Genomic DNA, 15785 nt, shown 5'->3' with positions numbered 1-15785 from the left:
TTTTATTTTACCTCCATTTTGTTAAATACCATAAGGCATATAAAGCTTAACTATGCGCGAGTCAGATTTATTAAGAATCGTTGTACCACGCTGATTACGAATATTAGATTTACTTCTCTTTACCATACCATGTCTTTTACCTGACTGAGTAGAGATGACTTTGCCCTTAGCTGTAAGGTGAAAGCGCTTTTTGACAGAAGATTTAGTTTTTAATTTCATTTTTGTCATATCCCAAACAAGTTCCGCTATTTAGTTCTTTAGTAGTAATTAATTATGAGTATAGATAATTTTGTTAAAGAATCAAATTAAAATTGTGTTTTAGAGGAGCTTAAATGTAATCACACCCAGTATATGTGTTATACCTTCTTTATCTCCAATTGGCAACAATACTTGCCTCATTTTAACACTTTCACTTTCTTCCTCTTCGTTAATTGAGCATTTACTCTCTATTACAGTCTCAAGTTTATCAATAACTGCATCTATTTTATATAGCCGCAAAAATGGTGCATCAATTGCATACTTATTATCGATGTACATCTTTTGTTCAAAACCATAAAATTCAATAGCCTTTTCTCCTGCATTTTCACATATATAACCTCGTTCTTTAACTTCAATGATAAAACAATGCTGCCATGACTCCATGATTTCTGCAGTGTCTATTTCATGTCTTTCTGGCCATTCTCTATCTGATCCTTTTATATCACTCCAATGTTGAGTAACTATATTCACTATTCTTCTTTCTTTGCCTGCATAATTTTCCATTCGAAATTCCACATATAAAACACAGATATGAGGTAAACTTATCGTGAATGTATTGATTTTTTCTTACTAAAGGATGCAGATTATTGAAAATTCTCATCCTGTTTACACAACAGGTAATGATACATTAAGTATAATAATTAGAACATCAAAATTATTAAATGAGGAAACTGTAAAAAATAATAAAAAAATTCTATTTTTGCAATATTTTGGCTAAATAATACTATTACCTCTACTTTCTAAGGTTATTGTACTTAATAACTTACTAGATGGAGTTTCTTCCTTAGAACTACTATGGATTTTATTTTTTCTATTATAAAACCAACATTTAAATGGTACAGCTGCTGCGATAGCTGCTAACAAGACTACTACCACTGCTAACATACCTACTGTTAACACTCCCATATTTTCCTTATTTGATCGAGATGTTTCCAATAATTTAAATCTTCTCAAGTTCATATCATAAATCATAGGATTACCCAAAATATTTGTCGTATTTTTAACATTTCCTATATTTTGAATTGTAATTCCATTACTAGCGTTTAATTTTTTCATTTTTTCCATTACTTGTTTTAAGTTTGGTAGTTCTGTTGTTGTACTTTCAATATCACCAGCTTCCATCTTTTGCAAATTCTCATTACTCAAAAACTCTTTGAGATACTTTTCATAAAACTCTTTGGCATTATATTCTTTATAACTTCGTATTTTTCCACTCTTAAGATCAGAAACGATATTATCAATCATCACTTTTGGATTTTCTGCACGCACTATTTCTCCTTCAGCAACAAGAATACGATAAGATGTATCATCAAGCATACATACATACTTAAGTTTTAAATCACCTCCTCCCAATAGAAAATATATTGTTCTATTTTGTTCTACATTTTGCAATTCAGATTCAATACTAATCCATCTATTCCTTTTTTCCTTATTGATTAATCCTTTTTCTCGTACAGTATCTTTAACGTGTAACAATCTTCCTGGCATATATGACCTCCAAATAGATCAATATTTCCTTGTGTATAAAAGATAAATTATTTAAGTCCACATTTTTTTACTAAGATTTTTATTATACTAAATAGTATATGTATTAATATTCGGATTGATCTTACTCTCATTGCAACTTATTATACCTTAGTAAAAACGATATAAAATTAGAGAAAGAGTTATAAAATTTTTTGTAAGACAGGAAAATTTCTTCTCCTTTGGTTCCAGAGCATTACAAATGCTAGAGAGCTAAGTTGATGGCACTGTTGTGCCATCAAACTCTGGAATTTTATTCGATGCTAATTTGAGGAGATAGATGTGCTACGGATGTAGCATTGCTGAGCAAAGATTCTATTTCTGATGTAGATCCGGAATGCTCAAGTTGAGCTTGTTCAGGAAGGTTTTTCATCGCTTTTTCAACATCGTAGCTACCTTCCCTATTTTTTCTATGCCATACAAAGTATCCTAATCCTGCAAAAGCTACTGCTAGCACTCCACCCAACATACCACCAGCAATCCCTGCTATTCCTATATACTGTCCTCCATTTATTTCGGGTAATTTAGGCCCTTCCACATCTGTGCTATTAAATATAGAATGATCTAACACTTCTTGTGAATTACTATCAAAACGGGAAACACTACTTATATCTTCAGGAGCAATTCCATAACTAGCATTTGATTCTTCTATTTCATTTATTACGTCATTAATCTCTTTAGTAGTTACTTTGCTTGATGCAAAATCGAATTCTTGTTTTGTTAAAGAAGCTGATTCGATAGTTACATCTTCCTGCATCTGATAATCAATTTCTTCAGTAGTAGATTCTCTCAATTGGCTATTTTCATCAGTTCTTTCTTTTAGCTTTTTTGAACTATCCTTACCCAATTCATCTACAAGGTTTTTTAGATATATTTTCTTAAATTCTCTATAATTATATTCTTTACCTTTTTCTATTTCTCCACTCTTAAGACCTAAAATAATTCCATCTATTGTCGATTCACGAATTGCTTGAGGAATGTCTATTGAATTTACTATTCCTGTAACCAAGCCTATCTCAGCTGCTCTAGAAGATATAGAGAGGTCTTTTACTGTTAAATTCTCTCCTTTAATTAAAAATTCTACCCTTCTGTTTTGTTTTATACTTTCCAAGTCAGATGCAATTCTAATTGTTGGACCATCCATCTCCTGCTTATTTGTTGTTTCTCTCTTTCGCATGCTATTCTTAGTGTTTTGGAATTTTTTTGGCATTTCACACTTCTTAAATTAATTAATAAAAGTATTATTTGAATTAACAAATACTTCTCTATGTTAGTGGATAAAATATTTAAACCTATATCTTTTTATTAAAATTTTTATGTAAAAGTTACTTTTATTATACTAAGTAATGTATATATTAATATCTAGATTGATAAATTGATTTTACTTCTGTTACAACTTATTATCCATAGATAACCTCAGTAAAAACGATGAAGCTAAACGAAATTAGAGAAAGATTTATAAAATTTTTTGTAAATAATAATCATGAGCAAGTTCCTTCTTCTCCTTTGATTCCAGAGCATGACCCAACACTCATGTTTACAAATGCTGGTATGGTACAGTTCAAAAACATCTTTACCGGCACGCAAAAAACTGAAATGAAACGTGCCGTCTCAAGTCAAAAGTGTCTCAGAGCAGGTGGTAAACACAATGATCTTGAAAATGTTGGCTATACATCTCGGCATCACACATTTTTTGAAATGCTCGGAAATTTTAGCTTTGGTGATTACTTTAAAGAAACTGCTATAGAATTTGCGTGGAAATTTATTACTGAAGAATTGTCTCTTGATAAAAACAGACTATCCATAACTGTTTACCACACTGATGATGAAGCATATGAAATTTGGCGTAAGATAAGTGGCCTTTCAGATGATAAAATCATAAGAATTACAACAGATGATAACTTTTGGAGCATGGGCAATACTGGTCCATGTGGCCCATGTTCTGAAATCTTTTACGATCATGCAAATCAGGATTTGCATGAAGACGACAGAATTGTTGAAATTTGGAACCTGGTCTTCATGGAATTTAATAAAGATGAAGAAGGTAATTTACAAAAATTACCAAAAAAATGCATCGATACCGGAATGGGCCTTGAAAGAATAGCAGCTGTTATGCAGAACATTCATGATAACTATGATATTGACCTATTTTCTGCTCTGGTAAGTAAATCGCAAGAGTACTGTGGAAATACGGAAAATAAAGTAGCTCATAAGATTATCGCAGATCACCTTCGTGCAGCTGCATTTCTCATCGCAGAAGGAGTGCTTCCTGGAAATGAAGGAAGAAATTATGTACTACGCAGATTGATCAGGAGAGCAGTACGTTATATCCACCTACTTGGATATAATGATTCTCTATTGAACCTTGTTTTTCCTGCACTCATAGATGGCACAAGTTTGGCTTATATGGGAGATGCTTATCCAGAGCTAATCAGAGCTAAAAGCTTAATAGAAACAACGTTAAAATCAGAGGAAGAAAACTTTAAAGACACTTTAATGAAAGGCATTAATCTCTTGGACAAATTCACTGCAGATTTAAAATCAGGTGACACTCTATCTGGAGAATCAGCATTCAAACTATATGACACTTATGGATTTCCTTTGGATATCACACTTGATATTTTGAAAGAAAGGAAAATAAATTTTGACCAAAAAGGTTTTGATAATGCAATGAAAGAGCAAAAAGAAAGAGCACGTGCTAATTGGACTGGCTCTGGTGAAAAGTCTGTTGAACAAGTATGGTTTAATTTAATCGATCAGTTTGGCAAAACGGAATTTGTTGGTTATGAACGTGATGAAGTAAAGGATGCAACAGTACTCGCAATAATTTCCCCTAAAAATGAAGTAATTGATTCTGCAAAAGAAGGAGAAAAGATAACTATTATACTTGATAAAACACCTTTTTATGGAGAGTCAGGTGGACAAGTGGGAGATATTGGAAATTTTATCAAATCTGATGGAAGTATGGTAATAGTTGAAAATACCAACAAGATTAACGACCTATATTTACACAGATGTATAGTTGAATCTGATTCAGTTCGTAAAGGTGATACAGTTACAGCTAGTATTGACAAGAAAAGAAGACAAGACTTAAGAAGAAATCATTCAGCTACACATCTTCTACACTTTGCACTCAGAAAAATTTTGGGTGATCATGTTACTCAAAAAGGTTCTCTAGTCGCACCGAATAGGCTAAGATTTGACTTCAGTCATAACACGCCAGTAACTCAGGATCAGCTATTTTGGGTAGAAGATATGGTAAATTCTCTAATTAGAGAAAATCTTTCTACATCTACAAAAATTCAAGGTATGGATCAGGCAATAGATGAAGGAGCCATGGCCTTATTTGGTGAAAAATATGGTGATAAGGTTAGGGTTGTAAAAATTGGAGATTCAAAAGAATTATGTGGCGGTACACACGTGGAGCGTACTGGAGAAATTGGTTTGTTTAAGATAGTAGCAGAATGTTCCGTTGCATCTGGAGTAAGAAGAATCGAAGCTTTAACCGGTCAAGAAGCAATTAATTATGCACGCAATAATGAAATTAGCTTAAAAAAAGTTGCAGAATGCGTAAAAGCACCAGTAAATGAAATAATAAGTCGACTCAGTATTGTAAGCCAGGAGCGCAAAGAATTTGAAGTCAAAATAAAAAATCTTTATAAAAAGCTTATCAGTGTAGAAACTGTAAAAAGTACCGAAATAAATGGAATAAATTTCGCAAGCCACACTTTCAATAACGTTCCAGGAAGTATAATAAGGGAATTTGCTCTACAGCAACAAAAACCGAAAACTGTAATAGCCTTCATGGTAACAGAAAAGGATAAAACAGTTTTGATTGTCAAAGTAAGTAAAGATTTAACTAATAAGATCAATGCAAAAGAGCTAGTATCTACTGTAACCAGAAGGGATTGCGGTGGAAATGCCGAACTTGCCCAAACAGGTTGTGATAACAATAAAATAGATGATGCCATTACAGCAATCCATAGCAAAATAACAGCTTGCAAAAATTAATACACCCTACTACCTCGGTATCTTTTAAACGTGAACAGAATCGTCAAGGTATTATGCAAATAGGGGTAGAAAAGACTTAACTGTCAAATGAGCATATCAGGTAATAAAAACTGGATTACAGCTCCATGCTCTGGAATGATATCTAGGTTTAAAGTCCACATAAAAATCATTTACAATCTACGTTCAATATGATAAATTGAAAACAGTTTATTCCTCGGTAGCTCAGTGGTAGAGCAGTTGGCTGTTAACCAATTGGTCGCTGGTTCGAATCCGGCCCGGGGAGCACTATTTTATACAATCTGTACATTTCACTTTTAGCCCAAAATTCACTACCTTTTTTGTCTCTTAAACAGACAAAACGTGAGAAGTTATATAGGTTTAAAGCCTTTACTATCAAAATGCAAAGATGCCTGCACCTCACTTAGCTTGCTATCTGGCTCCTCTACTATTTTTCTTTTATTACATTGCCTTCTTAATTCAGGTAGAAAATTTTTAGGCAACGTGCTATCAATACTGCAATAATTAAAAATAAGCGAAGTAAGACGTACCAAATTTCCACTCGTCAAAGTTTGTGCACCTCTGTAATTAATGCTGTTATCATATACTTTAAGTGTAATAAGATTTGTAAGATTTCCACTCGCTAAAGCTTCCGCACCTTTGTCACTGATTTCATTAAATCCTAAACTAAGTAAAGTAAGATTTGTAAGATTTCCACTCGCTAAAGCTTTCGCACCTCTATCGCCAATTTTATTATCGTATAATTTAAGCTCACCAAGGCTTGGAAAATTCCCGCTTGCTAAAGCCTCTGTACCTTCATCACCAATTTCGTTTCCTCCTAAATCAAGTGAAGTAAGATTTGTAAGATTTCCGCTTGCTAAAACCTTTGCACCTTCTGTACCAACATAACTGCAACTTAGATCAAGTGAAGTAAGATGAGAAAGCTGAGCTAATTCTTTTATAACCTCATAATTAATTTTTGAACATCGTAAAATAAGCTTTGTAATGTTTGTATTGCTTTTTAAAAAGTTTACTAATCTATAAACATTAATTATAGAACCTGATGTTGCTAAAGTATTATCCTTTACATATTGGCTAGAGCTCATTTAACCTCACTATTAAAGCTATGCAAGTGTTTTAGTAAACACTTCAGCAACTGTCAATCACTTTAATAAAATATTTTATGAAAAACTTCATATACCATTGCCTCCAAGCAGCTTTTTCTATCTCTTATTTTAACACAAAAGTTGTGAGAAGAGTTTGTTTTTGGTACCATTGAGGGTTTCGATGTTAACTTTTATATGAACTTTAAATCAGTCGTTTTATGTATACTAGATGGCTGGGGTAATGGAATAGAAAATAGTAAATACAATGCTATTAGCAACGCAAACCCACCCTGTTGGCAATATATTCGCTCTCATTATCCAAAATGCAGTTTATCCGCCTGTGGAACTGATGTTGGATTACCAGAAGGCCAAATAGGCAATTCAGAAGTTGGCCATATGAATATTGGCAGTGGTAGAGTGGTAATGCAAAGCCTTCAGCGTATTAATCAAGAAATCGAAACGATAGAAAATAATGCAAATCTACAGAATTTTATTAATGATCTAAAAAGTAAGAATGGCATATGCCATATAATGGGATTGATATCAGATGGCGGTGTTCATTCGCATCAAAAGCACATTTCATCTTTAGCAAACAAAATATCACAGCGCGGAATTAAAGTTGTAATACACGCATTTTTAGATGGCAGAGACACACTGCCAAATTCAGGGAAAAGATGCATTCAAGAATTTACAGAAAGCATAAAGGAAAATGATATAAGAATCTCCACTATCTCTGGGCGTTATTATGCTATGGACCGTGATAATAGGTGGGAAAGAACAATTGAAGCTTATAAAGCCATCGCATTTGCAAAGGCGCCTCGTTATGATGATGCAGTATCGCTCATTGATGAAAATTATCAAAATAATATAACCGATGAATTTATCAGGCCCGCAATAATAGGAGATTATCAAGGTATAAAACCAGAAGATGGATTGCTATTGGCTAACTTTCGTGCTGATCGAATGATACAATTGGCAAGTATTTGTCTTGGTAAAGCAGGCTATACTGAAGTGGCAAAATTCTCTTCAATTTTAAGTATGATGCAATATAAAGCGGACTTAAAAATCCCTTATCTCTTTCCTCCTGAATCTTTTGCCAACACTTTGGGACAGATAATAGAAGACAATAAACTACGGCAACTGCGCATTGCTGAAACTGAGAAATATGCTCATGTGACTTTCTTCTTCAATTGTGGAAGAGAAGAACCTTTTTCTGGTGAAGAAAGAATACTCATTCCTTCACCAAAAGTTAAAACTTATGACCTGCAGCCTGAAATGTCAGCCTTTGAGCTCACAGAAGAGCTTGTAAAAAAAATTTATTCTCAAGAATTTGCGCTGATAGTTGTAAACTACGCTAACCCTGATATGGTGGGACACACAGGTAATATAAAAGCGGCCGAGCAAGCTGTGCTCGCTGTAGATGATTGCCTTGCAAAAGTACTCAGCGTTGTCAAAGAAGTGGGTAATACTGCACTCATTGTTACAGCAGACCATGGTAATGTGGAATGTATGTTCGATGAAGAAAATAACACACCTCACACAGCGCACACTCTAAATAAAGTTCCATTTATTATATCTTGTGAAAATTTAAAACTGAGAGATGGAAAATTATCTGATATTGCACCTACTATTTTACAGCTACTTGGACTCAAAAAGCCAAATGAAATGACAGGTAGTTCATTAATTGTGTAGTGCGCTTTATATTACTATAAATCTATAAATAAGGGCTGATTTGCATTAGGAAATAAAACACTGTGCATAGCAGATAGCATATCTATTTGCTGCTCCAAATGGCCATGTTGTGCTTCTACATTAGAGTATTGAATATGATTTTTGCTAGCATACACAGATAAAGAACCATCGTCTTCGACTGCTTTGTTATTTTGCAATACTATATTAAAAATTTCCTTCTGTTTTAAAGCATTAAACCAGCCCTCATCTGTCGTGTAAAAAAATTCACCCGTTCCATTTTCTGGACATACCTCTGGATAAATCTTTAGCACATCATGAGAAAGTGGTGGAGAAAAATAGCTTTTGAATGAGTAGCTGGGAGAGTTGTGATTATTGTGCAGAGCAATAACATGATCTTGACCAGGAAGCAAAAAGTCTAAAATTTTTTCTGCAAAGTTTCTAGTAATTCTCAAAGCATCTTCTGAAAAATTGCCAAACTCTCTTAAGCTAGCTTCTGCACCTACATCATCAAACATGCGATTGGGATCGAATTCATACCGCTCACTATTTAAGTAAAATTCTACATTGCGCGGAGTACCATCACCATGAGTAATGTACAGCATTCTTCCACCAAACTCCTCGATTATATTCTCACCAGCTTCTTTTGAAGTTACTTCATTTTGATGCACATTGATAAAATTGATTCCACTTGTATCGCTACTTTTAATAAAAAGTTTAACTGTAGTATCACCTAGCGCCAGATCATATTCTTTAGTGTCGATGTTTGACATTCCGCTGCCATCAATAATCAAAGCAAAAAAATAGCCCAAATTTTACTTTATGTTAGTTATAAGCTTTTATTTTAAAATTTTTTGCTGTCAACATTAATGATTCATTAAAGAAGCCATCAATATCATCAATACTACCTATGCTTTTTGTATTGATAGATTGGTCAATTCTTTTAACTAAATTGGATAGAACTTTATTAGGCCCAATTTCAACGAATTTATTAGTGCCACGGCTTGTCATATGTAAAATCATTTCTCTCCACCTCACTCTGCTTACGACTTGCTTAGCGAGCAAAGCTCTTATGACCTCTGGATCACTTTCTTTCTTAGCTGTAACGTTTGATACAAAAGGAATCGAAGGGCGAGTTATGTTGATGCTTTTTAAAAATTCCAGAAGTTTTTCATCAGCGGGTTTCATAAAAGATGAGTGAAAAGGCCCACTAACTTGTAATCTAATCATTTTCTTCACACTCGAATTTTTAAACAAATCAGGTAACACCTCAAGAGCTTCTGCAGTACCACTCACCACTACCTGCCCACCACCATTATGGTTTGCAATTTCACAATCAATTTGAGCTGATTTTAATATACCTTCTACTTCACTTATTTCTGCTCCAAGTAGAGCAACCATTCCACCTTTGCATTTCAGCGAGGCTTCATGCATTGCTTCGCTACGAACTTTTAGTAATTTAACTGCAGACTCAAGCGTCAATGCCCCTGCAGCACAAAGCGCTGTATACTCGCCAACTGAATGCCCACAAACATACTGAACGCTGTAAAGAGATTCACCAAATACGTGCTTCATAACACGTAGCGTTGCAATTGACACTGCCATTATAGCTGGCTGAGCGTTTTCCGTGATGGTTAATTTCTCAATAGGACCATTGAAAATCAAATGAGACAGCTTTCTACCCAATATGTCATCTACTTCATCAAATACGTTCCTTGCAACTGAAAATTCATCATATAAGCTCTTTCCCATTCCTACAAATTGGGAGCCCTGACCAGGAAAAGCAAAAATCATAAAAATTTTTTCATTCTTCATTGAGAATACTACTTTATTTATTTTTTGTCAATATTTCACAATAATGATTGACCAAATGAACCAGATTCACTAAAATCTTAGCTGGTAAGAAATTTGTAAGAACAATGGCAGAAATCGATTATCACAAAGTTACTATAGTTATGACAGATGGTCAAGAGTTTGAAACTTATTCCACTTATGGAAAAGAAGGTCAAAGAATAAAGCTTGATAGAGATCCTCTTACTCATCCTGCATGGACTGGAAGTTTGACAAGCGGTTCAGGGGAGAAGGATAGTAAAATAGCTAAATTTAATGATAAATACGGGAGTCTTTTTTAGTTCCTCCCCTCTTTATTTAACATGTATAAATATAAAAATGTAGGCTATATTGCTTCTTCACTACCCAAGTCTCAGGAAGTATCTAAACTACTACAGGAGCTTAATTTTATCAATATAGCAGAAGCAAGTAAGCCTGAAGTTGATTTGCTGATAGTTGTTGGTGGTGATGGTTTTATGCTACGCACCCTGCACGACTACGTCATAGGAAATAAAGATACACATGTGTATGGAATAAATACCGGCAACGTCGGGTTTTTAATGAATAAATGTTTTAAAGATCCAATTGATCATATAGAACATGCAGTCCCTACTCAGCTAACTTTACTAAAAATGGAAGCCACAGACATAAGTGGCAAAAAACACCATTACATAGCAGTAAATGAAGTGTATGTCTTTAGAAATGCAAATCAAATAGTAGAGATGAATATTACCATTAATGATAAGCTAAAAGTAGAAAAATTCAGAGGGGATGGCATAATATTGTCTACTCCCACAGGCAGCACTGCATATAACTTCTCTGCCGGCGGGCCAATCTTACCACTTAATTCAAATTTATTTGCACTGACTTCCATTAATAGCTACTACCCAAGGCGTTGGAATGGAGCGCTAATCTCAAATGATACAATAGTGCAAATTGATATCAACGACGTGGAAAATCGTCCAGCACTTGTAGTATCAGATTACAAGGAATTTCCTGATATATCGCAGATAAAAATGCAGAAAGATCACGAAAACACAGTCACTCTGCTTTTTGATAAAGATTGCTCATTAGACGAGAGGATTTTTGATAAGCAATTTTTATACTAAATTCTTCATATTTATCTTTAAATTAGTATTTACCATATCTTAGTAAATACAGAGTAATTAATGTAACATTGTAATTAATTTTGGAGCAAATATGCCTGGGAATGAAAAGAACGTCACACCGCTTTCTCATACAGCAGTTAATGAAAATGGTGCAGCAACTTCACCAATACCAACTCCCGGAACAAGCACTTCAAAACAAAATGGCAAAAATCCATTACCACCTGAAAAAGTAGAGAAAATTATCTCAAATATACTCGCAAGCAATAGCGCACTATTAATATTTGATTTTAATCAAACAATTGTCGAGAGTCCCATTTGCAATCAATTTGCATCCAAAAATTATAGTGATTATGGTTCAGGCAAAGAAAATGCATTAACTGACGAAAAAATAAAAGAATTTTTACAAAACTCAGGAATTAAAAATAAAGAAAAGTTAAAGTCTGTATTAGAATCTGCACTTTCAAGCGGAGTAGAAGTTGCCGTTGTATCACCTACATACCCCAAAGCAATAGAATATATAGTAAAAAATCATTTAGATTTAACAGAAGAGCAGACACAAATCATCAAAGTATTTAAAGGAATAACTAAGCGTCAAACTTCACGAATTGGAGATCAAAAAACAATTGATAAGCCTCAAGATCCACAAATCGGAAAACACCTATGTGTTTTATATCTTTTAAAAGCATATAAAAAAGACAAAGATATGTTACCGCAAAAAGTAATGTTAGTTGATGGTAATATTCGGAACACTAATCCTGCTGATGACTTTTGTAGAAACATACAGGAATTACTAGAAAAAGATATGAATAGCCTCTTAGAAAATATAGATCAAAAAATAGCGGAAGTTGATGTCAGTGAAAAAGAATTAAAAAATATCACATTAAAGGGGATTAATGTATCTGGTGAACAAACAACAGACAAAGCAGCGGGTGGTGATTATTTAGATGAAGTAAAAGAATGGATTAAATCGAATAAACTTAATTCAGAAAGTACTATTTATACAACTATAGAAAATAGTTCAGATGATAATTTTGATGTCCCCAATCCCAATAACTCATCATCACAGTTAAACAGAAAATTGAGTAGCAGTACATATTTAACTTCTCCACCATCATATAAGACAGATGGCTCTGAAAATTCTTTTATCTCAGATAGTAAATCTGATACAGATAACAAATTTAAACTGCAAAAAAACAGATTCTGGCCCAAAGCGCAGTACGCCATGCAGCAGAAAGGCGTTGTAATTTTTGGTGCGGCCGCTATCGTGCTTAGCACATCTACAGCTTTAGTATATTTACAAGATAAAGCAAAATTTATTACGTTCTTTACAAACAGTCCACTCTATACCGTCGTACCGATTATTGCAGTTGCTTCATTGTTTGCAATTAGCCCAATGCTGCTTGGAATAAAACAGTTTGTAAATACCAAAGAATATCAAACTCAAGGAAAAAATGCAGATGAAGTTTTAGACAATGTTTTTAGACACCAGCCAGAAGGTAAAGTTATAAAGTCTGTAAGGCTGAAGTATAGCAACGGCACTCATTCAAATTTTGTGCTTAATGCTTGGGAATCTAAAAAAGGCTTCGTCAATATTGATGAAAAAGTAATCAGTAAAACTAATAAAATAGAGTCCGTAATTAATAATAGGCCACTATTTACTGCATTATTAACTGGTGTAGTTGCTGCAAATATAGCGCTCCCTTCATTTCTTTATGCAGAAGGTGGTGTTAATAATATACAAACATTTTACCAAAACCCTTTGACCAATAATATAAGATTATTACCACTTATAGGCTTAGGTATATTTGCATTACTAGCTGTGTATCTTGGCGTGCATTACTATAGAAAAACAAATTGCACTAATCTTGTATATTCTGAAGAAACGATTGATCCCCAAAATATTAACGAGAAATTCATTGAGGAAATAAAACAAGAAAGAACAAACGTTCTTGGAGAAAATCATAGCAAAGACGCTAAACGCAGCAGTTTAACGCTTGAGCAGGTTGTAGTTCAATCTCACAATTGTAAGGATGCTATCTATAGTATAAGTGAATGAAATAAATCTCCTACAATGTCCATTGATTGGAATTTTTATACTTGCTAAGGCCTCGCTATTTGAGTACCTTAAGCTAAAGGGGTTTGTTTATGAAAAAAGCTTTAGTATTTATACCTTTAGCGGCATTTATATTGATAGTCGTTAATTTTCTATATAAAAATAGCGGAACTGATGATTCACAAGTAGTAAACGTTTATTCATCACGTAAAGAAGAATTAGTACATAGTTTATTTGATGAATTTACAAAAAATACCGGTATCAAGGTACGTTATATCATTGACGATTATTCTCAATTGCTTTCACGCATGGAAAATGGTGGTGAAGCTGATTTGTTTTTAACTGCAGATGCGGTAAATTTGATTTTAGCGAAAAAAAGAGGGCTCTTATCTCGAGTGGATTCAGAGACTCTAAAAAATTCCATACCTGCAAAATTTAGAGATAATGAAGATTATTGGTTTGGTCTAACAAAAAGAGCTAGAATATTGGTTTATAATAAAGAATCAGTAGATCCTAAGGAATTAAGTACTTATGAAGATTTAGCGGATGAAAAATGGAAAGGGAAAATATTAGTACGCTCTTCCACAAGTCCATATAATCGATCATTGATCGCTTTTATGATTGCAAAAAATGGTTTTGAAAAAACAAAAGAATGGGTGAGTGGAATTGTAAGCAACATGGCAAGAAAACCAAGCGGTGGTGATACAGATCAAATTTATGCTGTAGCCGCTGGTGAAGGCAATGTTGCAATAGTAAACAGCTACTACTTTGCAAGAATCCTTTCATCAGAAAATAAAAAGAATATCACAGAAAAGTTAGGAGCTTTCTTTCCTAATGATGGTGTAATGGTGAATCTTAGTGGTGCAGCAGTAACAAAAAACGCAAAAAATAGAGAAAATGCTATAGCTTTATTGGAATTTTTTGTAAGTAAAAAAGCTCAAGAATTATATGCTAAAAAAAATCAAGAATATCCCATTGTTGAAGGTATTGAAACTTCTGATGTATTAAAATCTTGGGGGAATTATCCACAAAATGATCTACCTATAAGTGAGCTTGAAAAGCACCTCTTTGAGGCTGTTATGATAGCAGATGAATGTAAGTGGAAATAAAATTTTATAGCTTCCTTCTACTTTACTTTACAGTTGTGTAATTGAAATTAAGAAAGTAGAATAAGCTCAAAAAAGGAGCTATGGACAAGAGAAGGAATTTATTAAATATCTCAGACCTCACAATCGGTGATGTAGAAAATATAACTAAATTAGCCAACCAATACCTTGAAGAAAAAGTTGAAAATAGTCATGTTCTGAAAAATAAAATAGTCATAAACCTATTCTTTGAAGATTCAACACGTACGCTCGCATCTTTTGAAATAGCAGCAAAAAGCCTTGGAGCAAATGTTATAACTTTACCAATAAAATCTTCTTCTATTAACAAAGGGGAAGATCTAAAAGATATGATAAAAACACTAAATGCAATGAACCCTGACTCTATAATAACCAGGCATAAAAGTAGTGGTATCATTAATACACTGACAAAGTATGTTAACTGCTCGCTAATCAACGCAGGCGATGGAAGCAGTGAACATCCAACTCAAGCTCTTGCAGATTATCTTGTAATTATCAATTATAAAAAGCAAATAAAAAACCTCAAAATTGTGATATGTGGAGATATTTTGCACAGTAGAGTTGCAAGATCAAATATAAGATTGCTAAAAATGTTTGGAGCAAAAATAAGCTTAATTGCACCACCAGCTTTGATGTGTAAGCATTTTTCTGAAGTAGATTCACTTCATTATTCATTAACTGAAGGTATAAAGAATGCTGATGTAATTATGCTCTTGAGGTTGCAGAAAGAGCGCATGAATAATAATTCTTCAGAAAAAGAATATTTTCATTTGTATGGACTTGATGCACAAAAACTATCGCATGCAAAACCCGATGCAATTGTTATGCACCCAGGACCAATAAACAGAGGTATTGAGATTAGCAATGATGTAGCAGATTGTGTCATTTTACAACAAGTAAAGTTTGGATTAGCAACGCGTAAGGCAGTACTGCACTATTTAATAAATGTTTAAATTAATTAATTTTAAGGAATTTTAGACATAATGACCCTCCTATAAAAAACGATTTAGAAAAATATAACACACCTCATGACAGAAATTAAGTATGCACTGAAGTAGACTGTGCTATATTTTTTTATTGAGAG

At 33.6% G+C, this 15785-nt stretch carries 14 protein-coding genes and 1 tRNA gene; 8 read left to right on the top strand and 7 right to left on the bottom strand.

The genetic code is table 11. The features are described 5' to 3' along the window. Nucleotides 1–21: 21 nt before the first annotated feature. The 4 genes from rpmI to ABWU24_RS02495 all read right to left on the bottom strand — a co-directional run bounded on the left by rpmI (nt 22) and on the right by ABWU24_RS02495 (nt 2992). Nucleotides 22–228, bottom strand: a complete 207-nt coding sequence (gene rpmI, locus ABWU24_RS02510; RefSeq protein ID WP_015587848.1) for a 50S ribosomal protein L35 — start codon at nt 226–228, stop codon at nt 22–24. Between the two features lie 90 nt (nt 229–318). Continuing rightward, nucleotides 319–762 carry a PAS domain-containing protein gene (locus tag ABWU24_RS02505; RefSeq protein WP_015587847.1) on the bottom strand — a complete coding sequence of 148 codons (444 nt, stop codon included), beginning with the start codon at nt 760–762 and terminating at the stop codon, nt 319–321. 210 nt (nt 763–972) lie between these two features. Next, the gene (locus ABWU24_RS02500) at nt 973–1746 is read right to left on the bottom strand and encodes a hypothetical protein (protein ID WP_015587846.1); all 774 of its coding nucleotides are present in this window, start codon (nt 1744–1746) and stop codon (nt 973–975) included. Nucleotides 1747–2035: 289 nt separating this feature from the next. Next, nucleotides 2036–2992 (bottom strand): hypothetical protein, encoded by a 957-nt coding sequence (locus ABWU24_RS02495; RefSeq protein WP_015587845.1) that lies wholly within the window; start codon nt 2990–2992, stop codon nt 2036–2038. 218 nt (nt 2993–3210) lie between these two features. Here ABWU24_RS02495 and alaS point away from each other — a divergent pair, with 218 nt between their 5' ends. Both alaS and ABWU24_RS02485 read left to right on the top strand, forming a co-directional pair. Beyond that, nucleotides 3211–5793, top strand: a complete 2583-nt coding sequence (gene alaS / locus ABWU24_RS02490; protein WP_135352698.1) for an alanine--tRNA ligase — start codon at nt 3211–3213, stop codon at nt 5791–5793. A gap of 211 nt (nt 5794–6004) precedes the next feature. Next, nucleotides 6005–6076: transfer RNA gene (locus tag ABWU24_RS02485), tRNA-Asn, on the top strand. Nucleotides 6077–6161: 85 nt separating this feature from the next. Here ABWU24_RS02485 and ABWU24_RS02480 read toward each other — a convergent pair. After that, on the bottom strand, nt 6162–6896 hold the full coding sequence (locus ABWU24_RS02480) for a hypothetical protein (protein ID WP_341815441.1): 735 nt from the start codon (nt 6894–6896) through the stop codon (nt 6162–6164). 195 nt (nt 6897–7091) lie between these two features. On the opposite strand from ABWU24_RS02480, the gene gpmI reads away from it, so the two are divergent. Then, nucleotides 7092–8588, top strand: a complete 1497-nt coding sequence (gpmI, locus tag ABWU24_RS02475; RefSeq protein WP_341815440.1) for a 2,3-bisphosphoglycerate-independent phosphoglycerate mutase — start codon at nt 7092–7094, stop codon at nt 8586–8588. Nucleotides 8589–8602: 14 nt separating this feature from the next. Here the strand turns inward: gpmI and ABWU24_RS02470 are convergent, their stop codons facing one another. Together ABWU24_RS02470 and fabD are read right to left on the bottom strand one after the other, a co-directional pair. Further along, nucleotides 8603–9397, bottom strand: a complete 795-nt coding sequence (locus ABWU24_RS02470; protein ID WP_353274383.1) for a hypothetical protein — start codon at nt 9395–9397, stop codon at nt 8603–8605. Nucleotides 9398–9410: 13 nt separating this feature from the next. Further along, complete coding sequence (gene fabD / locus ABWU24_RS02465; protein WP_341816066.1) at nt 9411–10379, bottom strand: ACP S-malonyltransferase; 969 nt, start codon at nt 10377–10379, stop codon at nt 9411–9413. 125 nt (nt 10380–10504) lie between these two features. Between fabD and rpmE the strand changes: the two genes are divergently transcribed. The 5 genes from rpmE (at nt 10505) to ABWU24_RS02440 (ending at nt 15654) form a co-directional block, all read left to right on the top strand. After that, a complete protein-coding gene (gene rpmE, locus ABWU24_RS02460; RefSeq protein WP_006013575.1) occupies nt 10505–10717 on the top strand; it encodes a 50S ribosomal protein L31 in 213 nt (70 codons plus the stop codon). Nucleotides 10718–10738: 21 nt separating this feature from the next. Further along, complete coding sequence (locus ABWU24_RS02455; protein WP_341815437.1) at nt 10739–11524, top strand: NAD kinase; 786 nt, start codon at nt 10739–10741, stop codon at nt 11522–11524. A gap of 91 nt (nt 11525–11615) precedes the next feature. Then, the gene (locus ABWU24_RS02450) at nt 11616–13580 is read left to right on the top strand and encodes a hypothetical protein (protein ID WP_341815436.1); all 1965 of its coding nucleotides are present in this window, start codon (nt 11616–11618) and stop codon (nt 13578–13580) included. Between the two features lie 89 nt (nt 13581–13669). After that, on the top strand, nt 13670–14686 hold the full coding sequence (locus ABWU24_RS02445) for an extracellular solute-binding protein (RefSeq protein ID WP_341815435.1): 1017 nt from the start codon (nt 13670–13672) through the stop codon (nt 14684–14686). An 80-nt stretch (nt 14687–14766) separates the two neighbouring features. Beyond that, complete coding sequence (locus ABWU24_RS02440; protein WP_341815434.1) at nt 14767–15654, top strand: aspartate carbamoyltransferase catalytic subunit; 888 nt, start codon at nt 14767–14769, stop codon at nt 15652–15654. Nucleotides 15655–15785: the final 131 nt, after the last annotated feature.

This window comes from Wolbachia endosymbiont (group B) of Hofmannophila pseudospretella, assembly GCF_964028515.1.
Classification (GTDB): domain Bacteria; phylum Pseudomonadota; class Alphaproteobacteria; order Rickettsiales; family Anaplasmataceae; genus Wolbachia.
This window is presented reverse-complemented; position numbering and strand designations above follow the sequence as displayed.

What these genes read in the sequence shown, in the direction of transcription:
- alaS (WP_135352698.1), top strand. Translation starts at nt 3,211, where the DNA reads ATGAAGCTAAACGAAATTAGAGAAAGATTTATAAAATTTTTTGTAAAT.
- ABWU24_RS02495 (WP_015587845.1), bottom strand. Translation starts at nt 2,992, where the DNA reads ATGCCAAAAAAATTCCAAAACACTAAGAATAGCATGCGAAAGAGAGAA.
- gpmI (WP_341815440.1), top strand. Translation starts at nt 7,092, where the DNA reads ATGAACTTTAAATCAGTCGTTTTATGTATACTAGATGGCTGGGGTAAT.
- ABWU24_RS02480 (WP_341815441.1), bottom strand. Translation starts at nt 6,896, where the DNA reads ATGAGCTCTAGCCAATATGTAAAGGATAATACTTTAGCAACATCAGGT.
- ABWU24_RS02440 (WP_341815434.1), top strand. Translation starts at nt 14,767, where the DNA reads ATGGACAAGAGAAGGAATTTATTAAATATCTCAGACCTCACAATCGGT.
- rpmE (WP_006013575.1), top strand. Translation starts at nt 10,505, where the DNA reads ATGGCAGAAATCGATTATCACAAAGTTACTATAGTTATGACAGATGGT.
- ABWU24_RS02455 (WP_341815437.1), top strand. Translation starts at nt 10,739, where the DNA reads ATGTATAAATATAAAAATGTAGGCTATATTGCTTCTTCACTACCCAAG.
- rpmI (WP_015587848.1), bottom strand. Translation starts at nt 228, where the DNA reads ATGACAAAAATGAAATTAAAAACTAAATCTTCTGTCAAAAAGCGCTTT.
- ABWU24_RS02450 (WP_341815436.1), top strand. Translation starts at nt 11,616, where the DNA reads ATGCCTGGGAATGAAAAGAACGTCACACCGCTTTCTCATACAGCAGTT.
- fabD (WP_341816066.1), bottom strand. Translation starts at nt 10,379, where the DNA reads ATGATTTTTGCTTTTCCTGGTCAGGGCTCCCAATTTGTAGGAATGGGA.
- ABWU24_RS02445 (WP_341815435.1), top strand. Translation starts at nt 13,670, where the DNA reads ATGAAAAAAGCTTTAGTATTTATACCTTTAGCGGCATTTATATTGATA.
- ABWU24_RS02505 (WP_015587847.1), bottom strand. Translation starts at nt 762, where the DNA reads ATGGAAAATTATGCAGGCAAAGAAAGAAGAATAGTGAATATAGTTACT.
- ABWU24_RS02500 (WP_015587846.1), bottom strand. Translation starts at nt 1,746, where the DNA reads ATGCCAGGAAGATTGTTACACGTTAAAGATACTGTACGAGAAAAAGGA.